Source organism: Acinetobacter sp. UNC436CL71CviS28 (assembly GCF_000620525.1).
GTDB classification, from domain to species: domain Bacteria; phylum Pseudomonadota; class Gammaproteobacteria; order Pseudomonadales; family Moraxellaceae; genus Acinetobacter; species Acinetobacter radioresistens.
Map to the genome: position 1 here is coordinate 22,439 of NZ_JIBB01000023.1, position 20,459 is coordinate 42,897.

19 protein-coding genes are annotated in these 20,459 nt (G+C 40.9%); 5 read left to right on the forward strand and 14 right to left on the reverse strand.

What is annotated here, in order from left to right:
* The first annotated feature begins 117 nt into the window (after positions 1-117).
* Positions 118-1,608, forward strand: coding sequence for a sodium/proline symporter PutP (putP, locus tag N518_RS0109770; RefSeq protein WP_005014416.1), 1,491 nt, complete (start codon positions 118-120; stop codon positions 1,606-1,608).
* 32 nt (positions 1,609-1,640) lie between these two features.
* Here putP and N518_RS0109775 read toward each other — a convergent pair whose 3' ends face one another.
* The gene (locus N518_RS0109775) at positions 1,641-2,129 is read right to left on the reverse strand and encodes an Lrp/AsnC ligand binding domain-containing protein (protein WP_005014418.1); all 489 of its coding nucleotides are present in this window, start codon (positions 2,127-2,129) and stop codon (positions 1,641-1,643) included.
* Positions 2,130-2,265: 136 nt separating this feature from the next.
* Between N518_RS0109775 and putA the strand changes: the two genes are divergently transcribed.
* On the forward strand, positions 2,266-6,018 hold the full coding sequence (putA, locus tag N518_RS0109780) for a trifunctional transcriptional regulator/proline dehydrogenase/L-glutamate gamma-semialdehyde dehydrogenase (RefSeq protein ID WP_005014421.1): 3,753 nt from the start codon (positions 2,266-2,268) through the stop codon (positions 6,016-6,018).
* A gap of 81 nt (positions 6,019-6,099) precedes the next feature.
* Here putA and N518_RS0109785 read toward each other — a convergent pair whose 3' ends face one another.
* The 5 genes from N518_RS0109785 to N518_RS0109805 all read right to left on the reverse strand — a co-directional run bounded on the left by N518_RS0109785 (position 6,100) and on the right by N518_RS0109805 (position 10,711).
* Positions 6,100-6,690, reverse strand: coding sequence for a uracil-DNA glycosylase family protein (locus tag N518_RS0109785; protein WP_005014423.1), 591 nt, complete (start codon positions 6,688-6,690; stop codon positions 6,100-6,102).
* A gap of 186 nt (positions 6,691-6,876) precedes the next feature.
* Positions 6,877-7,620: an SDR family oxidoreductase gene (locus tag N518_RS0109790; RefSeq protein WP_005025800.1), complete on the reverse strand. Its 744-nt coding sequence runs from the start codon at positions 7,618-7,620 to the stop codon at positions 6,877-6,879.
* Between the two features lie 12 nt (positions 7,621-7,632).
* Positions 7,633-8,331, reverse strand: a complete 699-nt coding sequence (locus tag N518_RS0109795) for a histidine phosphatase family protein (RefSeq protein WP_005014429.1) — start codon at positions 8,329-8,331, stop codon at positions 7,633-7,635.
* A complete protein-coding gene (locus N518_RS0109800; protein WP_005014431.1) occupies positions 8,328-9,449 on the reverse strand; it encodes a phosphotransferase family protein in 1,122 nt (373 codons plus the stop codon). The genes N518_RS0109795 and N518_RS0109800 overlap by 4 nt, the downstream gene beginning before the upstream one ends.
* A gap of 20 nt (positions 9,450-9,469) precedes the next feature.
* The gene (locus N518_RS0109805) at positions 9,470-10,711 is read right to left on the reverse strand and encodes an acyl-CoA dehydrogenase family protein (protein WP_005014434.1); all 1,242 of its coding nucleotides are present in this window, start codon (positions 10,709-10,711) and stop codon (positions 9,470-9,472) included.
* 91 nt (positions 10,712-10,802) lie between these two features.
* Between N518_RS0109805 and N518_RS0109810 the strand changes: the two genes are divergently transcribed.
* Entirely contained in the window at positions 10,803-11,723 is a 921-nt protein-coding gene (locus N518_RS0109810; RefSeq protein WP_026444191.1) for a LysR family transcriptional regulator, read from the forward strand.
* Here N518_RS0109810 and N518_RS0109815 read toward each other — a convergent pair.
* From N518_RS0109815 to N518_RS0109845, 7 genes are all read right to left on the reverse strand, one after another.
* Positions 11,720-13,192, reverse strand: a complete 1,473-nt coding sequence (locus N518_RS0109815; RefSeq protein ID WP_026444192.1) for a PLP-dependent aminotransferase family protein — start codon at positions 13,190-13,192, stop codon at positions 11,720-11,722. The genes N518_RS0109810 and N518_RS0109815 overlap by 4 nt on opposite strands.
* A 53-nt stretch (positions 13,193-13,245) precedes the next feature.
* Entirely contained in the window at positions 13,246-13,395 is a 150-nt protein-coding gene (locus N518_RS17225) for a hypothetical protein (protein ID WP_005014443.1), read from the reverse strand.
* Entirely contained in the window at positions 13,388-14,200 is an 813-nt protein-coding gene (locus N518_RS0109825) for a hypothetical protein (RefSeq protein WP_005025792.1), read from the reverse strand. Before N518_RS0109825 ends, N518_RS17225 begins: the two co-directional genes overlap by 8 nt.
* Positions 14,201-14,338: 138 nt before the next feature.
* Complete coding sequence (locus N518_RS17100) at positions 14,339-14,446, reverse strand: hypothetical protein (RefSeq protein WP_005014449.1); 108 nt, start codon at positions 14,444-14,446, stop codon at positions 14,339-14,341.
* Positions 14,447-14,462: 16 nt separating this feature from the next.
* Positions 14,463-15,467: a cytochrome d ubiquinol oxidase subunit II gene (gene cydB / locus N518_RS0109835; RefSeq protein ID WP_005025790.1), complete on the reverse strand. Its 1,005-nt coding sequence runs from the start codon at positions 15,465-15,467 to the stop codon at positions 14,463-14,465.
* On the reverse strand, positions 15,460-16,905 hold the full coding sequence (locus N518_RS0109840) for a cytochrome ubiquinol oxidase subunit I (protein WP_005014452.1): 1,446 nt from the start codon (positions 16,903-16,905) through the stop codon (positions 15,460-15,462). Before N518_RS0109840 ends, cydB begins: the two co-directional genes overlap by 8 nt.
* A gap of 283 nt (positions 16,906-17,188) precedes the next feature.
* Complete coding sequence (locus N518_RS0109845) at positions 17,189-17,623, reverse strand: hypothetical protein (protein ID WP_005025787.1); 435 nt, start codon at positions 17,621-17,623, stop codon at positions 17,189-17,191.
* A gap of 268 nt (positions 17,624-17,891) precedes the next feature.
* Here N518_RS0109845 and N518_RS0109850 point away from each other — a divergent pair, with 268 nt between their 5' ends.
* Both N518_RS0109850 and N518_RS0109855 read left to right on the forward strand, forming a co-directional pair.
* Positions 17,892-18,329, forward strand: a complete 438-nt coding sequence (locus N518_RS0109850) for a MarR family winged helix-turn-helix transcriptional regulator (protein WP_005025784.1) — start codon at positions 17,892-17,894, stop codon at positions 18,327-18,329.
* A complete protein-coding gene (locus N518_RS0109855; RefSeq protein WP_005025782.1) occupies positions 18,326-19,528 on the forward strand; it encodes an MFS transporter in 1,203 nt (400 codons plus the stop codon). Before N518_RS0109850 ends, N518_RS0109855 begins: the two co-directional genes overlap by 4 nt.
* Before the next feature lie 85 nt (positions 19,529-19,613).
* On the opposite strand, the gene N518_RS0109860 is transcribed toward N518_RS0109855, so the two are convergent.
* Positions 19,614-20,105, reverse strand: a complete 492-nt coding sequence (locus tag N518_RS0109860) for a hypothetical protein (protein WP_005025778.1) — start codon at positions 20,103-20,105, stop codon at positions 19,614-19,616.
* Positions 20,106-20,459 lie beyond the last annotated feature (354 nt).

The following is a 20,459-nucleotide window of genomic DNA, read 5'->3' on the forward strand; positions in this document are numbered from 1 at the left end:
TACAAATGTAACAGTACAAAAAATCACTTTTGTGCTTGAATCACAGCCTTTCCAGGTGAATCAGATATAATGCGCTATTTGCTGGAATGCACATATACAGCATAAGGACAGGCAGGCATGGAACAGTTTAACCCTACCCTCATCACATTTATATTTTATATCATCGCTATGGTAGGTATAGGTTTGTATGCCTATAAAGCCACAAGCGATTTTTCAGATTATATTCTCGGTGGTCGAAGCCTCGGCAGCTTCGTCACCGCTCTTTCAGCCGGTGCTTCAGATATGAGTGGCTGGCTACTCATGGGCCTTCCAGGTGCAATCTACCTGTCTGGACTTTCTGAAGCATGGATTGCCATCGGCCTAATTATTGGTGCTTGGCTAAACTGGCTACTGGTTGCAGGCCGTCTGCGGGTACATACCGAAGTCCAGCATAACGCTTTAACTCTTCCAGATTATTTCACTAGCCGTTTTGCAGACCACAAGAAAATCCTGCGGATTACATCAGCAATGATTATTTTGATTTTCTTCGCAATCTACTGTGCTTCAGGTATGGTTGCAGGGGCACGTCTATTTGAAAGTATTTTCGGAATGTCTTACCAGACTGCTCTATGGATCAGTGCTATTGCAACTATCAGTTATGTATGTATTGGCGGATTTCTGGCTATTAGCTGGACTGATACATTCCAGGCTGGCCTGATGATTTTTGCTTTACTACTAACACCCGTAATTACATTTTTAAGTATTGGCGACACTACTCAAGTTATGACACTGCTGGAAACTGCTCGACCTGCTGCATTCGACATGTTCTCCAATTTGAGTATAGTGGCTATTTTATCTCTCATGGCTTGGGGTCTGGGTTATTTTGGCCAGCCGCATATCCTTGTACGTTTTATGGCAGCAGATTCAGTCAAGTCAATTCCGGCTGCACGTCGTATCGGCATGACCTGGATGATTCTATGTTTAGGCGGTGCAGTTGGAGCAGGTTTTTTTGGTATTCCCTACTTTGCACAGCACCCTGAACTTGCAGGTGCAGTGACTCAGAATCCAGAAACTGTATTTATGGAATTAACCAAGATCCTTTTTAATCCTTGGATAGCAGGTATTATTCTTGCTGCGATTTTAGCAGCTGTGATGAGTACATTAAGCTGCCAGTTATTGGTATGTTCAAGTACTTTGACTGAAGACTTTTATAAGACTTTCCTACGCAAAAATGCTTCCCAGAAGGAACTGGTTTGGGTAGGCCGCCTTATGGTTCTGGCAATTGCAGTGTTGGCGATTATTCTTGCAGGTAATCCAGAGAGCAAGGTTTTAGGTTTAGTTTCTTATGCATGGGCAGGTTTTGGTGCTGCATTTGGTCCACTCATTATTCTGTCCCTGTTCTGGAAGCGCATGACCCTAAATGGTGCTTTAGCCGGAATGATCACAGGTGCAGTGGTAGTAATTTTATGGAAAAACCTGTTTGCTGAAACTGGTATCTATGAAATTATTCCTGGTTTCATTTTGGCATGGGCAGTGATCATGCTGGTCAGCCTGATGGGTAAAGTGCCAGGTCGCGAGGTGACTGATCGTTTTGAAGAAGCTGACCGTCTGTATCATGAGCAGAAATAAACCGGATATCCATATCTAAAACAAAGGGGCTTTTAAGCCCCTTTATTTTTAACTGCTGTTTTACTTTTAAGCTTTAATCGGGTTGTGGTTTTGAGCTCTTCCATCACTGGATAACTGCGTGTTTCCTTTACGCCTGGCAGTTGCCAGAGCACCTGTCCTGCCATTTTACGAAATTCTTCCATATTGGCACTGCGCACCTTAAGCAGAAAGTCGAATCCTCCACTCATTAAATGGCATTCAGAAATTTCCGGATAGTCCAGAATTGCCTCTTCAAACTCTTCAAGAGCATTTGGGGTTGTCTTGTCCAGCATTACCTCGACAAAAACAACAAAGCCGGCATCCAGTTTGTTTGGGTTAAGTTTAGCTTCATAACCAAGTATATATCCTTCCTTGGTAAGCTTTTGTACCCGTGAAATTACAGCTGTGGGAGAGAGGTTAACTAACTCAGCCAGTTTACTGTTGGCAATACGTCCATCACACTGTAATAGTTCAAGTATTTTGAAATCTGTACGATCCAGCATAATTTCCTGTCTTCCATGAATAATTCACTAAATTATGAACTATTTTTAGTGAGTTATTCGCTATTTATTTTGTAATTATAAAATTATCTAAAGTGACTGATCATCACAGTTTTTAATATTGTCATCGGATACTGACATGAATGTAATGGATACATACAGCGCTCGGGAAAATGCCCAGCCACACTTCGGCTACATCACTGCTTTCAAGGAAAAAAGCAATTTTGAAGAACAGATTAATACTGCCTGGCGCCGTGCGGAGCCTGAAGCGGTAGAAGAGCTATTACAGGCAGCTGAGCTTTCTGCAGAGCTGGACCAGAAAATTCATGAACTGGCTTTTAATCTGGCACACAGTTTACGTGACCGTAAATCAGGTTCGGGCAAGGCTGGAATTGTACAGGGACTTTTACAGGAGTTTTCTTTATCTTCGCAGGAAGGTATTGCACTGATGTGTCTGGCTGAAGCTCTTCTTCGTATTCCAGATACAGCTACCCGGGATCTGCTCATCCGTGACAAGATTAATCAGGGCAACTGGAAAGAACATTTGGGCCAAAGCAACCTGATGTTTGTAAATGCGGCAGCTTGGGGGCTAATGCTGACCGGTAAACTGATGGAAACACCAACCCGTACCAGCCTGTCAAGCATCCTGACAGGTATTCTGGCACGTAGCGGGCGTGGCATTATTCGTAAAGCTGTTGATGTTGCCATGCGTATGATGGGCGAGCAGTTTGTAACGGGTGAAACCATTGGTGAAGCACTGAACAATGCAAAATCACTTGAAGATAAAGGTTTCCGCTATTCTTATGACATGCTGGGCGAGGCTGCCCTCACAGCTGAAGATGCTGAACGCTATTATGATGATTACAGCCAGGCCATTCATGCAATCGGTCAGGCTTCTAAAGACAAAGATGTATATGATGGCCCGGGTATCTCAATCAAGCTTTCTGCCCTGCATCCGCGTTATCAACGTGCTCAGGTTACCCGAGTACATGAAGAGCTTTATCCTAAGATTCTCAAATTAGCCGAGCTGGCCAAAGGATATAATATTGGCCTGAATATTGATGCTGAAGAAACTGAACGTCTGGAACTGTCTCTGGAACTATTAGAACGTCTATGTTTCGAGCCATCTCTGGCCCAGTGGAAAGGTATTGGCTTTGTTATTCAGGCTTACCAGAAACGCTGCTTCAATCTGGTCGATTATCTGGTTGATCTGGCAAAACGTTCTGAAAAACGTTTGATGATCCGTCTGGTTAAAGGTGCTTACTGGGATAGTGAGATTAAAAAATCCCAGATTGAAGGTATGTCGGACTATCCGGTATTTACTCAAAAAGTCCATACTGACCTGTCTTATATTGCATGTGCTAAGAAACTTCTCGCCGCGCCTGAACAGATTTATCCGCAGTTTGCCACACACAATGCGCAAACACTGGCAACGATTTACCAACTGGCTAAACCGGAACAATATTATCCGGGTCAGTATGAATTCCAATGTCTGCATGGTATGGGTGAGCCGTTATATGAACAGGTAGTAGGTTCACGTCAGGATAAAAAACTGGGCATTCCATGTCGTATTTATGCGCCTGTCGGCAGCCATGAAACTCTTTTGGCCTATCTGGTACGTCGCCTGCTCGAAAATGGCGCCAACACTTCATTTGTAAACCGTATTGCTGACAAGAATCTGAGCATCGAAAGCCTGATCCGCAATCCTGTTCAGGAAATTAGAGAGACTGCAGCCTTTACCGGAAAACTGGGACAGAAACATCCTTCTATTCCTTTCCCTCAAGATTTGTATGGCAATCTGCGTCACAATTCTAAAGGTCTGGATCTGGCAAATGACCAGGTATTGAAAGCTCTAAATGATGCAGCAACCCGTTTTCATGATCAAACCTGGTCTAGCCAGCCTATGCTGGGACAGGAAATTGATTCCAGCCTGGAACGTAGTCTGGTCACGGTATTAAATCCATCTTCTCATCAGGATATTGTGGGTTATGTACATGAAGCAGAAGCTCAAGATGTAGAACTGGCACTGACTCTGGCACAAAAAGCTGAATCAGACTGGGCAAATACCACACCGGTCCAGCGAGCAGGTATGCTGAAAAAAGCAGCCGACCTGATGGAAAAACGTATTCAGGAGTTACTGGTTCTTCTTTCTCGTGAAAGCGGTAAAACCTATGCAAATGGCCTTGCTGAAGTTCGTGAAGCGGTAGATTTCCTGCGTTATTATGCTACTCAAATGGAATCAATTGCGGCTCAGAGTGTAGTCACACCGCTGGGTACCGTTTTATGTATCAGTCCATGGAACTTCCCGCTGGCAATTTTCAGTGGGCAAATCGCTGCGGCACTGGTGGCCGGTAATTGTGTAGTTGCAAAACCGGCAGAACAAACTCCTCTCATTGCTGCTCTTGCTGTTGAACTGCTATGGGAGGCTGGTGTTCCTCATAGTGTGCTACAGCTTATGCCAGGCCGTGGTGAAATTGTAGGGGCATTACTTAGCCAGGATGCACGTATCCAGGGCATCATGTTTACCGGCTCAACTGAAGTTGCCAAGATTCTGCAAAAAACTGTATCAGGTCGTGTAACCCGTCATGGTCAGCCAGTGGTATTCATTGCTGAAACAGGCGGTCAGAATGCGATGATTGTGGACTCCTCTGCCCTAACTGAACAAGTGGTGCTCGATGTCTTGAGCTCAGCCTTTGATAGTGCCGGCCAACGCTGTTCCGCACTACGTATTTTATGTGTGCAGGAAGATAATGCAAAACCGCTTTTACATATGCTAAAAGGTGGCATGCAGCAGTTACGGGTTGGCAATCCGGTTTATCTGAATACAGATATCGGACCGGTAATTGATCAGGAAGCAAAAACCAATATAGAAAATCACATCCAGAAAATGCAGAAACAAGGTTACCCGGTATACCAGTTTGCGCATAATCCGGAGCAAAACCAGTTCAAAGATGGGACTTTTATTCTTCCAACACTTATTGAGTTACCAAACCTTAATGAACTCAAACGTGAAGTCTTTGGACCGGTATTGCATGTAATTACCTACAAACAGGGCCAGCTTGCACAGTTACTTGATGCCATTCATGCTAAAGGCTATGGCTTGACTATGGGTTTACATACACGCATTGATGAAACAGTTCAAACGGTTATTCAACATGCAGAAGTAGGCAACCTTTACATTAACCGTAATATTGTAGGTGCCGTGGTAGGTGTACAGCCTTTTGGCGGAGAAGGTTTATCTGGTACAGGGCCAAAAGCGGGCGGTCCGCTCTATTTATACCGCTTGATGCAAGATTGTCAGCCTAAAAAACTGGAACAGCCGTTTGCAGTACAGACGGTGAACCATACAAGTGCTAATCCGTTATATGTCGATTTTCTGGCTTGGGTAAAACAGAATCTGCCACAATATACTTTGGGCCAAGAGCAAAGCTTCTTTGCAGGGAAAGTATTTGAATTGCAGGGACCAACCGGGGAATCAAATCAGTATGCTGTGTTACCACGTAAAAGAACTTTAAGTCTGGCAGAGAGTGAGCAGGAACAGATTGCTCAACTTATTGCAATTTTCTCGGTAGGTAGTCAACCAGTTTTACTTAAAGGTAATGACTTCTATCAAAAACATGCAGCCAGGTTACCTGAAGTTATACGTCAGCAATTCCACATCATTGAAAATATTCAAACTGGTGATTTTGATGCTGTGTTACATCATGGTAGTCAGAACCAACTCATGAATCTGCAGAAACAGATCGCACAGCGCGAAGGTGCAATTGTTGGAATTACTCACTTAGAGCCGCAACAGTTACAGATTCCGGTTGAGCGTTTAGTTATTGAACGTGCAATCAGTATTAACACTGCTGCTGCAGGTGGTAATGCCAGCCTGATGACGCTGGTATAAGCTGGCTATAAAAGTCTAACAAAAAGGCGGTCTATATAGGCCGCTTTTTTAATATGGATCCTTTTGAAATGATCATATTCATTAAATCAGGCCAATTTCCTGAAAAAAGTTCCCATATAATTCTGCTTTTTTTTCAAGTGCTAATGGATATGCACGTGATGAAGATGGCATACGGTATAGATTCAGGTCTCTGCCCATAAAATGGGTATGGCTCGGCATGGCAATAGTGGGTTTTTCAGTTCCTTCAGGTAAAAGGGAAATTAGTGTTTCTGTTGCTTTATCTCCTGTGGTCATTAGAGTATGACATTCAGGAATCGGCATAAGCAGCTCTTCAAGCTTGACTGTAGTCACGATTTGCAAGAATTTATCTGAAGCATTGCCCTTTAGACGAATTACTTTTTCCGCAACATCATAAATGGCTATACCTTTATCTACCAGAAACTCACAAATTAAAGTTTCATTAAAGCTTTTTTTATCAATATCAAGAAAATAGTTTTTATTTTCAAAAAAAATAAGACCGAAGATTCGCCACATATCATTTTGAAAGTTCGGATAGTAAAACTCCATTTTCCAGCGCTCACGCGATGGTGGAAAACTTCCTAACATCAACAGCTTTGCATTTTCTGGTAAAAAAGGTGTAAAAGGATGAGTTTCAATCTGGTTTTCAAGCATACTGACTAATTTCCTGAATCACGTGTGCACTTTGATTTTTTGGTTTTCAAAATCTAATCTTTATAAAAATTACTTTAGTTTCAGATATAGTTCCATGCATACTTTGTTCAGGCTGTTAATTTCGGTAAACAGTACCTACATTTCTTTTTAATTCTGTTCAAAAAAAGACTCCGGAGAGTCTTGGTACTAGCTAAGTTTATTCACCAGTTTTAAAGGCAATATCTTCATTGCGATACCCATGGGTAACCATGGCCATTTTGGAACATAAGCTTTAACGGGCTCTCTTTCAATGGCTTCGACGAGTGCTTTGCTACCGGTTTTTTCATCCACTTCAAATGGAAGTTTTTTAGCCCCTTCATTCAGTTCGGTTCGAATATAACCAGGGAAAATTGTTGAAACCTTGATGGGAGTATTTAAAAGTTCAGCACGGATTCCTTCTGCCAGATGCGCTACAGCCGCTTTACTGGCAGCATAGGTAGAAAGGTGCTTTGGCAAGCCACGCATAGCACTCATGGATGAGATTACGACAAGATGACCGGCATTTTGTGCACGGAAAATTTCCACAGCTGCTTCACACTGGGCTAAAGCAGAAATAAAGTTAGTTTCTGCTGTAGCACGGTTAACTTCAAAATTTCCCTTACCAATACGGCGGCCTTCACCCACTCCTGCATTTACAATAATTCGATCAATTTTTCCGAACTCTTGCTTAAACGCCTTAAATACTTCAAAAACTTCATTGTAATGCGTTACATCCAGAGTTTTTGCAATAACTCTAATACCGTATTGAACCTCCAGCTCCTGCTTCAGCTGCTCCAAGCGCTCCATCCGTCGCGCACAAATTGCGAGATTATAGCCTTTTTGTGCAAATTCGCGTGCCATACCCGCGCCTAACCCAGAACTGGCGCCAGTAATTAAGATTGTTTTAGCCATGGTTTATTCCTTTTATATCCATGTAAGTAATTCAGGGTGAGTAGCCTTGATAAAATGATGTTCATTTAGGCTGAGCAATTGTGGCTCATTACCTACCAGACGCATAGTAGTTAGACTGGTATTGGCGATTGCCCAGTTAAGCGCAAAAGTCCGGTCAGGATTAAGCTCCAGAAGTTTGCCGACTGCTACCGATATAACCCCTCCTGAAGTGAAAACAATTGCATAACGTGGTTTAGATTTTTCTAGCTCATTACACAGGTTTACGAGTGCTGTTTCTACACGTTGCTTGAAGTGAGGCCATGATTCATCATATTCATGATGATAATCACCTCCTGTCCAACGCTGAATGGCACCTTCGAAGATTTTAGCCAGGTAAGCGCGTGGATTGCTTTCTTTGGCAACATCCTGCTTGAGCAGTGCAGGCTCATTAAAACGGGGTTCATAGCGAGAGAAAACCTGCTGATGGTTAAACTCATTCCATTCGCTCAATGTCTGGACCGGAACTTCAGGAAAGTATTCTGCAAGTGCCAGTTGAGCGGTCTGCTGATGACGCCGCATGCTTCCTGCTACTACATAAGGTTCATCTTTTAGAATCTTATTGAAGTACTGACCTAGAAGTTTAGCCTGCAGTTCTCCATTAGGAGATAGCTGGTCATAACTAGTGGCGCCAAACGAAGCCTGACCATGTCTAACCAGATATATTGTAGTCATTTTTTCAGGATCTCCTGCAACTTATGTACATATTTCTGGGCCAGCGGGTTTTCATGAATTTTCTGCTGAGCAATCAGTTTCAATGCACGTACATGCAAGGCCTGAATTATGATCCAGAAGTTTTTAAAGGCTGGATTTCGAGTTTGCCTATGAAAATAACGATAATAAATCTGTTGGGCAATGACCGCTAAACGAAAAATACCGAATACCTCATAAAAGGTCCAGTTATCAGGTTTCAGGCCAGTTTTATCCAGATAATATTCAACCACTTGTTTGCGGCTAAACATACCCGGTAAATGAGTTGGTTGACGTCGGGTAGAACGGAAGATCATATTATCAGTTGGTTCTACCCAGTAAGCCAAGGCGCTGCCCAGATCCATTAATGGATCACCCAAGGTGGCCATTTCCCAGTCTAAAACACCAATAACTTGTGTGGGCTGCTGCGGACTCAACACTACATTGTCAAAACGCCAGTCGTTATGAATTAAGCAGGTCTCTGAATCCTCTGGTATGTTATCCAGCAGCCATTTTCGGACATACTTAAAAGAAGGTACATTGATGGTTCTGGCCTTTTCATAGCGTTTGTCCCAACCTTCTACCTGACGCCGGCAATAGCCTTCGCCTTTACCAAGTTTTTCCAGCTCAGTTCCCTGATAAGGTACTTGATGTAATTCAATGAGCTTATCAATGACATTAATACATAGCTCATGTACTTGTGCTTCACCCAACTGAAGCTCTGGCGGCAGTTTGGCACGTGGAATAATTCCCTCTATACGCTTCATCACATAAAAGTCGCAACCGATGACAGACTCATCCTCACAAAGGGCGACCATTTGTGGTACTACCGGATAATAAGGTGCCAGATTTTTCTGTACTGTATATTCACGAACCATATCATGTGCAGATTTGGCTTTAGTCCCTTTAGGTGGACGACGTAGTATCAGATCCAGATTTTCATAGTTCAAGCGGTAAGTCCAATTTGAAGCCCCTCCCGAATACTGAGTTACTTCAACCTTACCCTGCAGATCAATACCCTGCTGTTTTAGCCATTGTTCTACAGCTTCAATATCTAGTTCTTCGCCTTTTTTGATCTGTCCACCAACATCAATTACCGTCATTTATTCTATTCCTGGAATTTTTAAGCTTTTCTTCGGGTACTATAACCACGTTTTGCCAGTTCTAGTTTGGCGATCATACCCTTATGTACTTCATCAGGGCCATCTGCCAGACGCAGACTGCGTGCCTGTGCAAAGAAACCTGTTAATACCGTATCACGTGACATACCAGCGCCACCGTGAATCTGGATAGCCATATCTACAACTTTCTCAAGTACACTAGGCGCCACCACTTTAATTGCAGAAATCTCCGTTAAAGCTGCCATATTTCCTAAAGTATCCATTTTATAGGCAGCATACAAGGTTAAAAGTCGGGCCTGATCAATGGCTACACGTGCTTCTGCAACCCGCTCGAGATTGCCTCCCAGTTTTAGAATTTCCTTACCAAATGCAGTTCTGGACATACCACGCTCAATCATTAAATCTAATGATTTTTCCGCAGCTCCAATACATCGCATGCAATGATGTATACGGCCTGGTCCCAAACGTCCCTGGGCAATTTCAAACCCTTGACCTGCCCCGCCAATAAAATGACTGAGTGGTACTCGTACATTATTAAAGCTGATTTCACCATGTCCATGCGGAGCATCATAATCACCAAAAACAGGTAACATACGCTCAATAGTCACGCCTGCTGTATCAATGGGTACTAAAACCATAGAATGCTGGTGATGCCGGTCTTTACTCTCATCTGGCGTATGGGCCATAAAAATAATAACTTTAGCATTTGGATCCCCTAAACCTGATGACCACCATTTACGGCCATTAAGTACAATCTCATCACCTTCAATGACTGCTGTTGCCTGCATATTGGTAGCATCACTAGAAGCCACAGCAGGTTCAGTCATACAAAATACTGACCGGATTTCGCCTGCCAGCAATGGACTGAGCCACTGCTGCTTTTGCTCTTCACTACCATAACGCCAGAGTAGCTCCATGTTGCCACTATCTGGCGCATTACAGTTAAATACAGTAGGCGCCAGCAGACTACGGCCGGTCAGTTCAGCTATATGAGCATACTCCTGTACAGAAAGCCCTGCACCAAGCTCAGCATCTGGTAAAAACATATTCCACAGGCCAGCAGCCTTAGCTTTTTCTTTTAATACCGTCAACTGTTCAGGCCATTGCCAGCTCTTCCAGTTTCCATCGGGATTAAGTTGATGTACTTCTTCCCAGAACACTTTTTCTACAGGTTCAATTTCTGTTTCTATAAATTTACGGGTACGTTGAACAAAATCTTGTGCACGTGAAGAGAGCTCAAACATTTTTTATCCTTAGAAATCATCTTATTTTCTATTTACATTACCATAGCCCAAACCTTAATATGAACCAAATGATTTTATTCAATACTTAAATATGCATGAAATTCATAAAGAAAACTATCTCGACATTGCCATTTTTCATCATATTGATATCAACTTATATCCTCTTTTCATTGCAGTTTATGAGCAAAAAAGTATCTCCAAGGCAGCCCAAGTTCTATGCATCAGCCAGTCTGCAGCAAGCCATGCGTTGCAACGGTTACGATTACATTTAAAAAATGAACTGTTTATACGTAGCGGAACGAGGATGCGGCCTACTCCTTTTGCCGAGCAAATCTATTTACCTATCAAAAATGCCTTACTGGCGCTTCAGGGAATTTCAGTCCTTCAGTATCAAAATTTTGATGCCGGCATGGTTCACAATTTAAAGATCGCTATTCACGATGAAATCGAGCCTTTAATTTTCCCCAAACTGATTCATCATTTTCAGAAGCTGAACAGCGATATTGAATTTTTGAGCAGTAAACTTGACCGAAAAATGATTATTAGTGATCTTGCTACACAACAAACTGATTTTGTCATTGATCTCGAACAGGATTTTGGACAAAAACTTTGCAATAAAAGGCTGGTTGAAGACCGCTTTGTAGTATGTACACAGCTACCTGAAATGTCTAAAGAGTTATACTTTTCGGCCCAGCATATTGGTGTGTCATCACGGCGTAATGGTGTATTGCTGGAAGATATTTATTTAAACCGTCAGGAACTGGTCCGTAAAATTTTTCTGCGCTGCCAGAATTATTCTACTGCCCTACAGGTTTTGGAACAGAGTGATCAGTTCATATTAACTATTCCAAAAAATATATTAGAAAATCTTCACTACTCAAAACAGGTGCAAGTATATGAGTTACCCTTCGAACTGCCAACCTTAAATCTGGCAATGTATTGGCATAAAGATCTAGATAAAAATATAAGACATCAGTTTTTAAGGAATGAAATTTTTAATCTGTTTTCCTAGGGAACAATAATATTATTCACTCGCTTCAGTTCTGTCGTAATCAGGCCATGCAGTTGCAGCATACATGACTTAATTTCTGTCGGGTTCAGTGAGCTGAACCCCAGTACAAAACCATAGTTCGGATGCTGTGCATAAAACTGACTTAAACGAGTCAAACTAATATTCTTGAGTGCTGCCGCCTGGACAAGACTTTCCTCAAGTTCATCAGGTAAATTTTCTTTAAAGTAACAGGCAACCTGCATTGCAGGCGAATGCTCATGGATAAAACAAAATTCACTTAAATACTGATGAAAATAAAAAATAAAGGCTTCATAACGCTCGTGATAGATCCGCTGCATTTGAGTAAGGTATTCAGCGTAATAACCCCGCTGCATAAATTTCCCAAGAATGGTTTGAAAATACTGGGAAGGTGCACTGCCATCTATATAGTTCCGATAACGAGTAAAGGCATCTACCAGTGCACTGGGCAAAATCATGTAAGACATACGCAGGCTTGGTAATATATATTTGCTAAAAGACCCGATATAAATAGTGCGCTGATAGGAATCCAGACCCAGTATTGCATCATTTTCAGATCTATTTAAAAGTAGGGCATCATAATCATCTTCAATAATAAAACTATTCTGCTGCCGGGCGTATGCCACAATTTCTTTTTTGCGCTGCATACTCATTTGTATTCCAGTGGGATACTGGCTTGCCGGTGTCACATAAATAGCTTTAATATCAGCTAAATGATGGCAGTGCTCAATCATTAAACCTTGGGCATCAATATCACAATAGTGTATATTTAGCCCCAACATTTTAAAAAGATGACTGGCATTGGAATAGTAAGGATTTTCCATGATTACCCGGTCATTAGGGTGAAATAATACTCGTCCGCATAAATATAATGCCTGCTGTGTACTATTTACGATCAGTATATTTTCTGGTTGTACCCGGCTATGACGCTGTGTATTAACCAGATTGGCGATTTCCTGTCTGAGTAATGGAAGACCTTGAGTATTATCTTTTAAAAAGATATTTAATCCGTTCTGCTCTAAAGCCAGTTTTTCGGTGTCATACCATTTTTTAAACGGAAAATTTCGTACCTCTGGCATACCATCTGCGAAAAAATCCAGATTTTGGTCAAAAAATAGAGTCTCCAGTTGAATCAATTGTTCAGGCAAGCTGAAGTTGCTTTCTTCCTGAATAGTACGTGGAATTTGAGAAGGAATACTAAAAGTCCCTTTACCCTTGACCCGATATACCAGCTTTTCGTTTTCTAAAAGTTCGTACGCTTTTTCAATAGTATCCCGTGAAATCCCCAAACTTTCAGAAAGGAAGCGGCTAGAGGGAAACTTAAATTCCTGAATATAATCTGATTCTTGTAAAAAATTCTTAATGACCTGAAAGACTTTAAGAGTAAGCTGCCTTTCGGAGCTATGTTTGAGCCCATTTTTAACGCGCTGGAGAAACTCATTATTATTCATTAGTCACCTGAAACAAGCCCCAGATTTACTGAGGCTACTATTTTATAATGCTATCACTGATTCGCCATTTTTTTCTGATATGAAGGCATATATTCCGGTTCCTGAGTAACAGCCAGATAAAAGAATCCTAAAAACATACAGCCAAGTAAAATACTGATCAGTACTGTAATAATAGGAAACTTGGAGGAGGATTTTTTAGACATAAGAGGCTCTCTTGGTTAATTCGGTTTTATGTTTAAAAATAGTGTCTATAAATTCTTCATAAACAGATATTTTTTCCAGAATATGTTCGCTATATAGTAGGTCTTGAATAAGCTTTAAATTATTATTAATACTTAGGCTATTATTTAAGGTACTAAGTAATTCTGCATTGGTCTCAGCAATGAGCTCACATATTTCTGCCGCCGACTGAGTTTTTTTCTTACCTAATAAGCCAGCTAAGCTTGACCTGGTTATTTGCAGTTTACTACTAGAAAACGGCAGATAGATAATCTTCGCATGCAGAGATTGCTCTAACATTTTCAGATTTTTATCATCGTAATTTTGAAGGTCAATAAAAATCAGCTGTCTAAGTTTCGGATCAAGAAAAGCTCTTAATAGGCTGTATAGCTTGGTTTGCACACTGTTTAACTGCTGTGGTGCTATCTGAATAAAAAGTCCCATTTCATCCAGAGATTTTTCTTGTTTTATAAAATGAAGATTATCTATATTTAAATAATGACCTAACCATAACTCGGAGCTTACAGGTAAATAACAACTTGTCTTGTACTGGAGAACAGCAAGAATAAATGGAGAAAAAAGATAAGCTATATTTTCCTGCTTATTTTCAATTTGGGCTATATGTACATATTCACAAGATTCAGGAAAATTCTGGCGCTGATAGATAGCATAGCCTAAACTCTGCTCCATCATCTGGCCAGAAGTGGTATTAAAAAAAGGAAGTACAGTATCAAGATCGGAAGCTGTAGCTTGAAACGTCTGAAGAATTCGGTCAAGCAAAGGAGTCATACTTATTCCAAAAATATCGGCCTTAAATATTACTGCTTCACTATAGAGAAGACTGCTGGGAAAGTGGTCTGAAGCACTAAATGGAAGTGGTCTGTTTTAAACAGACCACTTTTTAATACCATACTGCCAACTGTACAATTAATAGGCAAGCTGTATTAAGACACGAAATAGACCGGCCACTAAAACCAGACTGAAAAATCCCGCCAGCCATAACACTGCAAACCACTGCTTTTCTGAAAGCTTCATTATAACCTCCTTCTAGTTAGTGGTAGCCTTCATCTCCTACCCGAACTTTATGGCGGAATACCCAATATGCCAAGCCGGTATAAGCCAGAATAATCGGAATAAGAATTACAGCGCCCACCAATGTAAACAGCTGGCTGCTATGTGGGGCTGCTGCCTGCCAGATCGTTACGTCATAAGGAATAATGTAAGGCCATAGACTGATCAGGAAGCCAGTGAAAGCCAGAAAAACCAGCGCTAGAGTAAAAATAAATGGCTTATGTTCATTTTGTTTCTTGACAGCACGTAAAGCAAGAACTGTGAAGATTACTACAAGAATTGGTACCGGACTGAAGTAGGTTAAATACGGCTGAGTAAACCAGCGCTCTGCTATAAGTGGCTGAGCAAAAGGTGTATATAAACTAATAGCTGCAAAGATAACCAGTAAAGCGATTAGCATTTTTGGCATTAAATGAAACATTTTCTGCTGTAGATCATGATCAGTTTTCATAATGAGCCAACCGCAGCCCAGAGTTGCGTACATTACGACCACACCTACTCCAGTGAACAGAGAAAATGGCGTTAGCCAGTCTAATGCACCACCTATATATCGGCCATCTGCAATTTTAATTCCCTGAATGTACGCACCCAAGATCACACCCTGGAAAAAACTTGACAGCAAAGAGCCTAAAATGAATGATTTGTCCCAAAAATGTTTTGTCCGGTTAGCTTTAAAGCGAAACTCGAATGCCACTCCGCGAAAAACCAAAAACACAACCATCAAAATTATGGGCATATATAATGCAGACAGCACGGCGGAATAGACTATTGGAAATGCTGCGAATAACCCGGCACCACCGAGCACCATCCAGGTTTCATTGCCATCCCAAACGGGAGCTACGGTATTCATCATTACATCGCGTTCCTGTTCCCCTTGAATAAAGGGAAACATGATACCAATGCCCAGATCGAATCCATCCATTACTACATACATCAATACACCCAAGCCAATAATGGCTACCCAGATCAGAGATAAATCAATCATGATGTTTCTCCTTTGTATCTTGATCGGTTGTGTCTGTTTTTTCAGTAGCCGCACTAAGTGGGCGCATTGGTGTTTTAAAATGACCCGGTCCGCCATGATCGACAGGATCTGCATGAACAAATTCCGGACCTTTATGCATCAGACGCAGCATATAATAAATGCCGATTCCAAATACCACCGTATAAACCACTACAAAAATGATTAGTGTCAGACCCACTTGACTTGCCGGTACAGGCGACAAGCCATCTGCAGTCCGCATAACGCCATATACTACCCAAGGCTGACGCCCTACTTCTGTTGTAAACCAGCCAGCAAGCAGCGCTATAAATCCCGCCGGTCCCATTACTAAAGCAAAATATTGTAGCCCTCTATTTTCATATAAACGACCACCTTTACGTAGCAGTAGCCCTCCTAAAGCCAGTAACAGCATTAATATGCCCAGACCGACCATAATCCGGAAACTCCAAAATACAATCAGAGAATTTGGACGATCTTCTGGAGCAAAATCCTTGAGGCCTTTTACGGTACCATCCATACTGTGAGTCAGGATTAAGCTACCTAGGTTGGGAATACCGACCGCATATTTGGTTTCTTCTGCTGCCATGTCTGGAATACCGAACAGGTAAAGTGGCATGCCTTCATTATGGTTGGTTTCCCAATGTCCTTCCATTGCGGCAATCTTTGCTGGCTGATGCTTCAAAGTATTCAGACCGTGCATATCGCCAATGAAAATCTGTAATGGGGCAAGCACCAGCAACATCCAGAGTGCCATAGAGAAAGAAGTTTTTACCATAGCATCGCGACGGCCCTTTAACAGATGCCATGCTGCAGTTGCACAGACCAGTAAAGCTGAGACCAGAAAAGCTGCCATTCCCATATGGAATAAACGGTATGGAAATGAGGGGTTAAATATAATCGCTAGCCAGTCTTGCGGTACAATGATGCCATTTTCAATAGCATAGCCCGCAGGTGTCTGCATCCAGCTATTGGAAGACAGAATCCAGAACATTGAGATACAGGTACCTAGAGCGACCATAAGAGTGGCAAAGAAATGGGCTTTAGGACCAACCCTGCCCCAGCCAAACAACATAATACCCAAGAAACCAGCTTCAAGGAAAAATGCGGTTAACACTTCATAGGTCAGCAATGGCCCGGTGACACCACCTGCAAAACGTGAGAATTCACTCCAGTTGGTACCAAATTGATAACTCATTACGATACCGGACACTACGCCCATACCGAATGCTACAGCAAAAATCTTAATCCAGAACTTGTAAAGATCTTGAAAAATTGGATTTCGGGTTCTCAACCATCTCCATTCGAGTACAGCAAGAAAGCTTGCCAGCCCAATGGTAATTGAGGGGAAAATGATATGAAAAGAAACCGTAAAGGCAAATTGTATTCGTGCAAGCTCAAGCGCTGTTAAACCTAAGTCCATTACTTCACCTATATTATTCTACAGAGCACTGTATTGTTATTGTTAAGCACAAGTTGAGGTTGGAGCTTAAAGAAGCTTATCAATTCACAGTACTGAGATTGTTCAAAAGAAGCATGTGGCTTTATGTTTTGTTTTGTACGCAAGATATTGGTAATAATCCATGCGATAGATTTAACTTGCCGTACTGTATCGTCTGAAGATAGTAATAACATAACTATTCTCTTTCTAAATTTAGATAAAACTGGTCTAGAGTAATGATTACCCTAAAGTTTAAGTTAATGATTTAGACAGGAATATATAAAGGAGGCGCTCGTCCCTGCGGAAGCAGGAACAGTCTTTGCAGACTAAAATAGATATGCCGAAATAATTGTTCAAGTGTAATGAGACGAATCTGTATACGAATCAGGATTTCTTTAAAATCTAAATAAGGGGGAAGAACTAGATTTCCATAGACTGTACAGTACTGGCATTGATGATTAGGATCATGGTGACTGCTGTCATGATCATAAACTGAGGAATCAGAGAGAAACCGGTGCTGTGATGTGTCATCCAAAGAAAAATACAGCTCATGCTGGTGCGGAGGCGCAAGTAATACATGAGTAATTTTCTCACAGACTGGCGCAACCTGATATCGCTGCGGTAATAATGGCTGCAAGAATACTGCAATCTGTAAACATACTGTTGCCAAGGCCAGCAACAATCCAGCACGTAATAGCAAAGCTTAATCTCGACCTGAACGGGTTTCCGATTGATAAGCTAAAGCATGAAAAACATTGAAAAATAATTCCAACTTTTTGTGTATGCTTTCACTCTTTCCTTACTATAGTTTATAAAAACATATTTTAAAAGTGGCCTGAGTTAAAAACTTAATGTGGTCTGTTTTTAATACCTTTCCAAACACAACTTATAACAGATATGTAGTAGGACCTTGATTCTTACTGAACTCGGAACTATATTATCAGATTTTAGTTACCCTAGTTAACTATATGTCTAATCTTCCTACTTTTCGTTCTGCACTTTTGGTTTCGGCTAGATTGATGAGTGATCAGATTAATACCATTCTTGAACCTTACAGCTTGAATTATTCATTATGGCAGGTACTACATACCATTCACTTTAAACATTCATGTACCTCAATTGATATTGCTGAATATTTAAATATCTCCAAGCCTGCTGTTGCAAAGCGAATACACATATTGATAGAGCTTGAGCTTCTGGAGCAAATTGATACAGAAGATAAACGGCAAAAAATGCTAACTTTATCTTCAAAAGGCTTGTCCCTGTTTGAACAATGCAGCAGTTGTATTGATCAATTTGAATATTCATTAATTCGGCACATTGAACCAGAACAACTGGCCCTTGTAAGAGCCACGTTGGAATTAGTGTTGAAGCAACTTCAAGACTCCAAAAGAGGTGCAATATGAAAGACAGTGCTCCCTTATGGACCCGAAATTTTATTCTGGCCAGTGCTATTAACTTTCAGCTTATTCTGGTTTTCTATCTTCTAATAGTGGTTATTGTAGGTTATGCAGTCGCTGAACTAGGTGCTTCCACCGCACAGGCAGGTCTGATTTCTGGTCTTTATATTGTAGGAACCTTATTTGGGCGCCTGCTGATTGGAAAATTTTTATCTCGATTTGGACACAGGCTTACTTTGCTTACTGGCCTGAGTGGATTTTTCCTGTTTTCTGGCCTTTATTTTATAGAATATGGTATTGGCTTTTTACTATTTGTACGTGCTATTCATGGTTTCACAATGGGTGTAGCTTCTACTGTTCTAGGAACCCTGATTGCACAGATTTTACCAGTGTCTCGCCGTGGTGAAGGTATTGGTTATTATAGTATGAGCAGCACCTTGGGCACTGCTATCGGACCATTTCTAGGAATCTGGCTTAGTTTAAATTTTGATTATAATGTAATTTTTATATTCTCAAGCATAATTGCATTCTGCTGCCTGTTTACTGCTCTAGGTATAAAAATGCCCAACTTAGTAAGCAGACAGGAAACAGCAACAGCTCCACCTCCAAAATCTAGCTGGATTACACAGTTTATTGAGCCGCGTGCTGTGCCGATTGCCATTATTGTACTATTAACATCAGTCTGCTATTCAGGTGTTCTTTCCTTTATTAATTTTTATGCAAAAAGTTTAGATCTGGCTAAGGCGGCTTCTATTTTTTTCCTGATGTATGCATTAGCGATACTATTTTCTCGTCCTTTTACTGGCCCTTTAATGGACCGAAGAGGTGAAAATATCATCATGTATCCGGCTATTTTAATTTTAGCATTCGGCTTGTTCTTGCTGAGCCAAGTTCAAACTGCAAGTATGCTGCTAATTTGTGCGGTTTTACTAGGATTAGGTTTTGGAAATATTCAGTCAGTGTGTCAGACCATTGCTGTTAAAAGTACCAGTTTAGACCGCATGGGGCTTGCTACCTCAACCTTTTTCATTTTTCTGGATGCAGGGTTGGGATTTGGGCCTTATATACTCGGAAAATTACTGGAATATATAAACTACTCGCAGTTATATTTTATAAGTAGTCTTCTGGCCCTTATTTGTGTTGTCCTATATTATCTGCTGCATGATCGCAAGGTACGCGCACCATTTAAAACAGTAAACTTATAGAATATTTTTCTATTCTGATTTTAAGAATAAATTATCTTTAAATAAGAAGGATAGCTGTTGCTATCCTTTCTCAATCATTTTTAAATTATAGCTTTGCCATTAAAACCCGGTCTGAAACAAGTGATTTCCAGCTATCACGTAAAACAGGTAAATAAAATTTTTCACCCACTTCTACCAATTCGGCATCAATCAAAGCATGGATTTCATGCATAAATAGATAATCTAAATCTATATCTGATAAATCAGGATGCTCTAATGATAAAGCTTTACGTTTTGCTTGGGTCTTTTTAACTAACTGATCTGCAAATTTTTTATCTTTAAATTTGGCAATAGCACCTAAACGCAGCTCAATGATTCCCCAGCCATTCAAAAGTTTCTTGAATAGTTCAAAATCCTGGGTTGTTGATTCCCAAGTCATTTTTTCCAGATCTTCATCATCCGGTAAAACGGGTAAAATCAGCTCCATCACGCTAGGAAAGATCTTTTTAAAATTCAGAATAAATTTAACTGGATGTTCACCTGGATAATCCTTAAATTGCACTTGTTTCTGAACATCTGTTAAATAAATATCGAGCATTAAAAATTTCCACAAATAAGTTACTGTTTTATAATGGCTTAAATTTTACCCAGCAAAACTTTAGCAAAATAATTGCAAAACAGTGTTAAAAAGCAGTTTGCATTTTAGCAATTATGCCAACTAATTCAATGTTATTTGGCCAATGATTGAACTTATAAAAAGCCCTCAGTTGGGGGGGTTACTCTTGCATGTATTACGCTCTAGTGTTTATTAATTAGCTAGACATCTCACATCATTCTCTTTTTATGATCAATGTGCGCAAATTTAGTCATGTTGGGCTTTACAACCTCTGCCGATGAGTGCAGTCAGGATTGTTTCGGATACTATTACGAAGTACTAGAAGTTTTATTAACT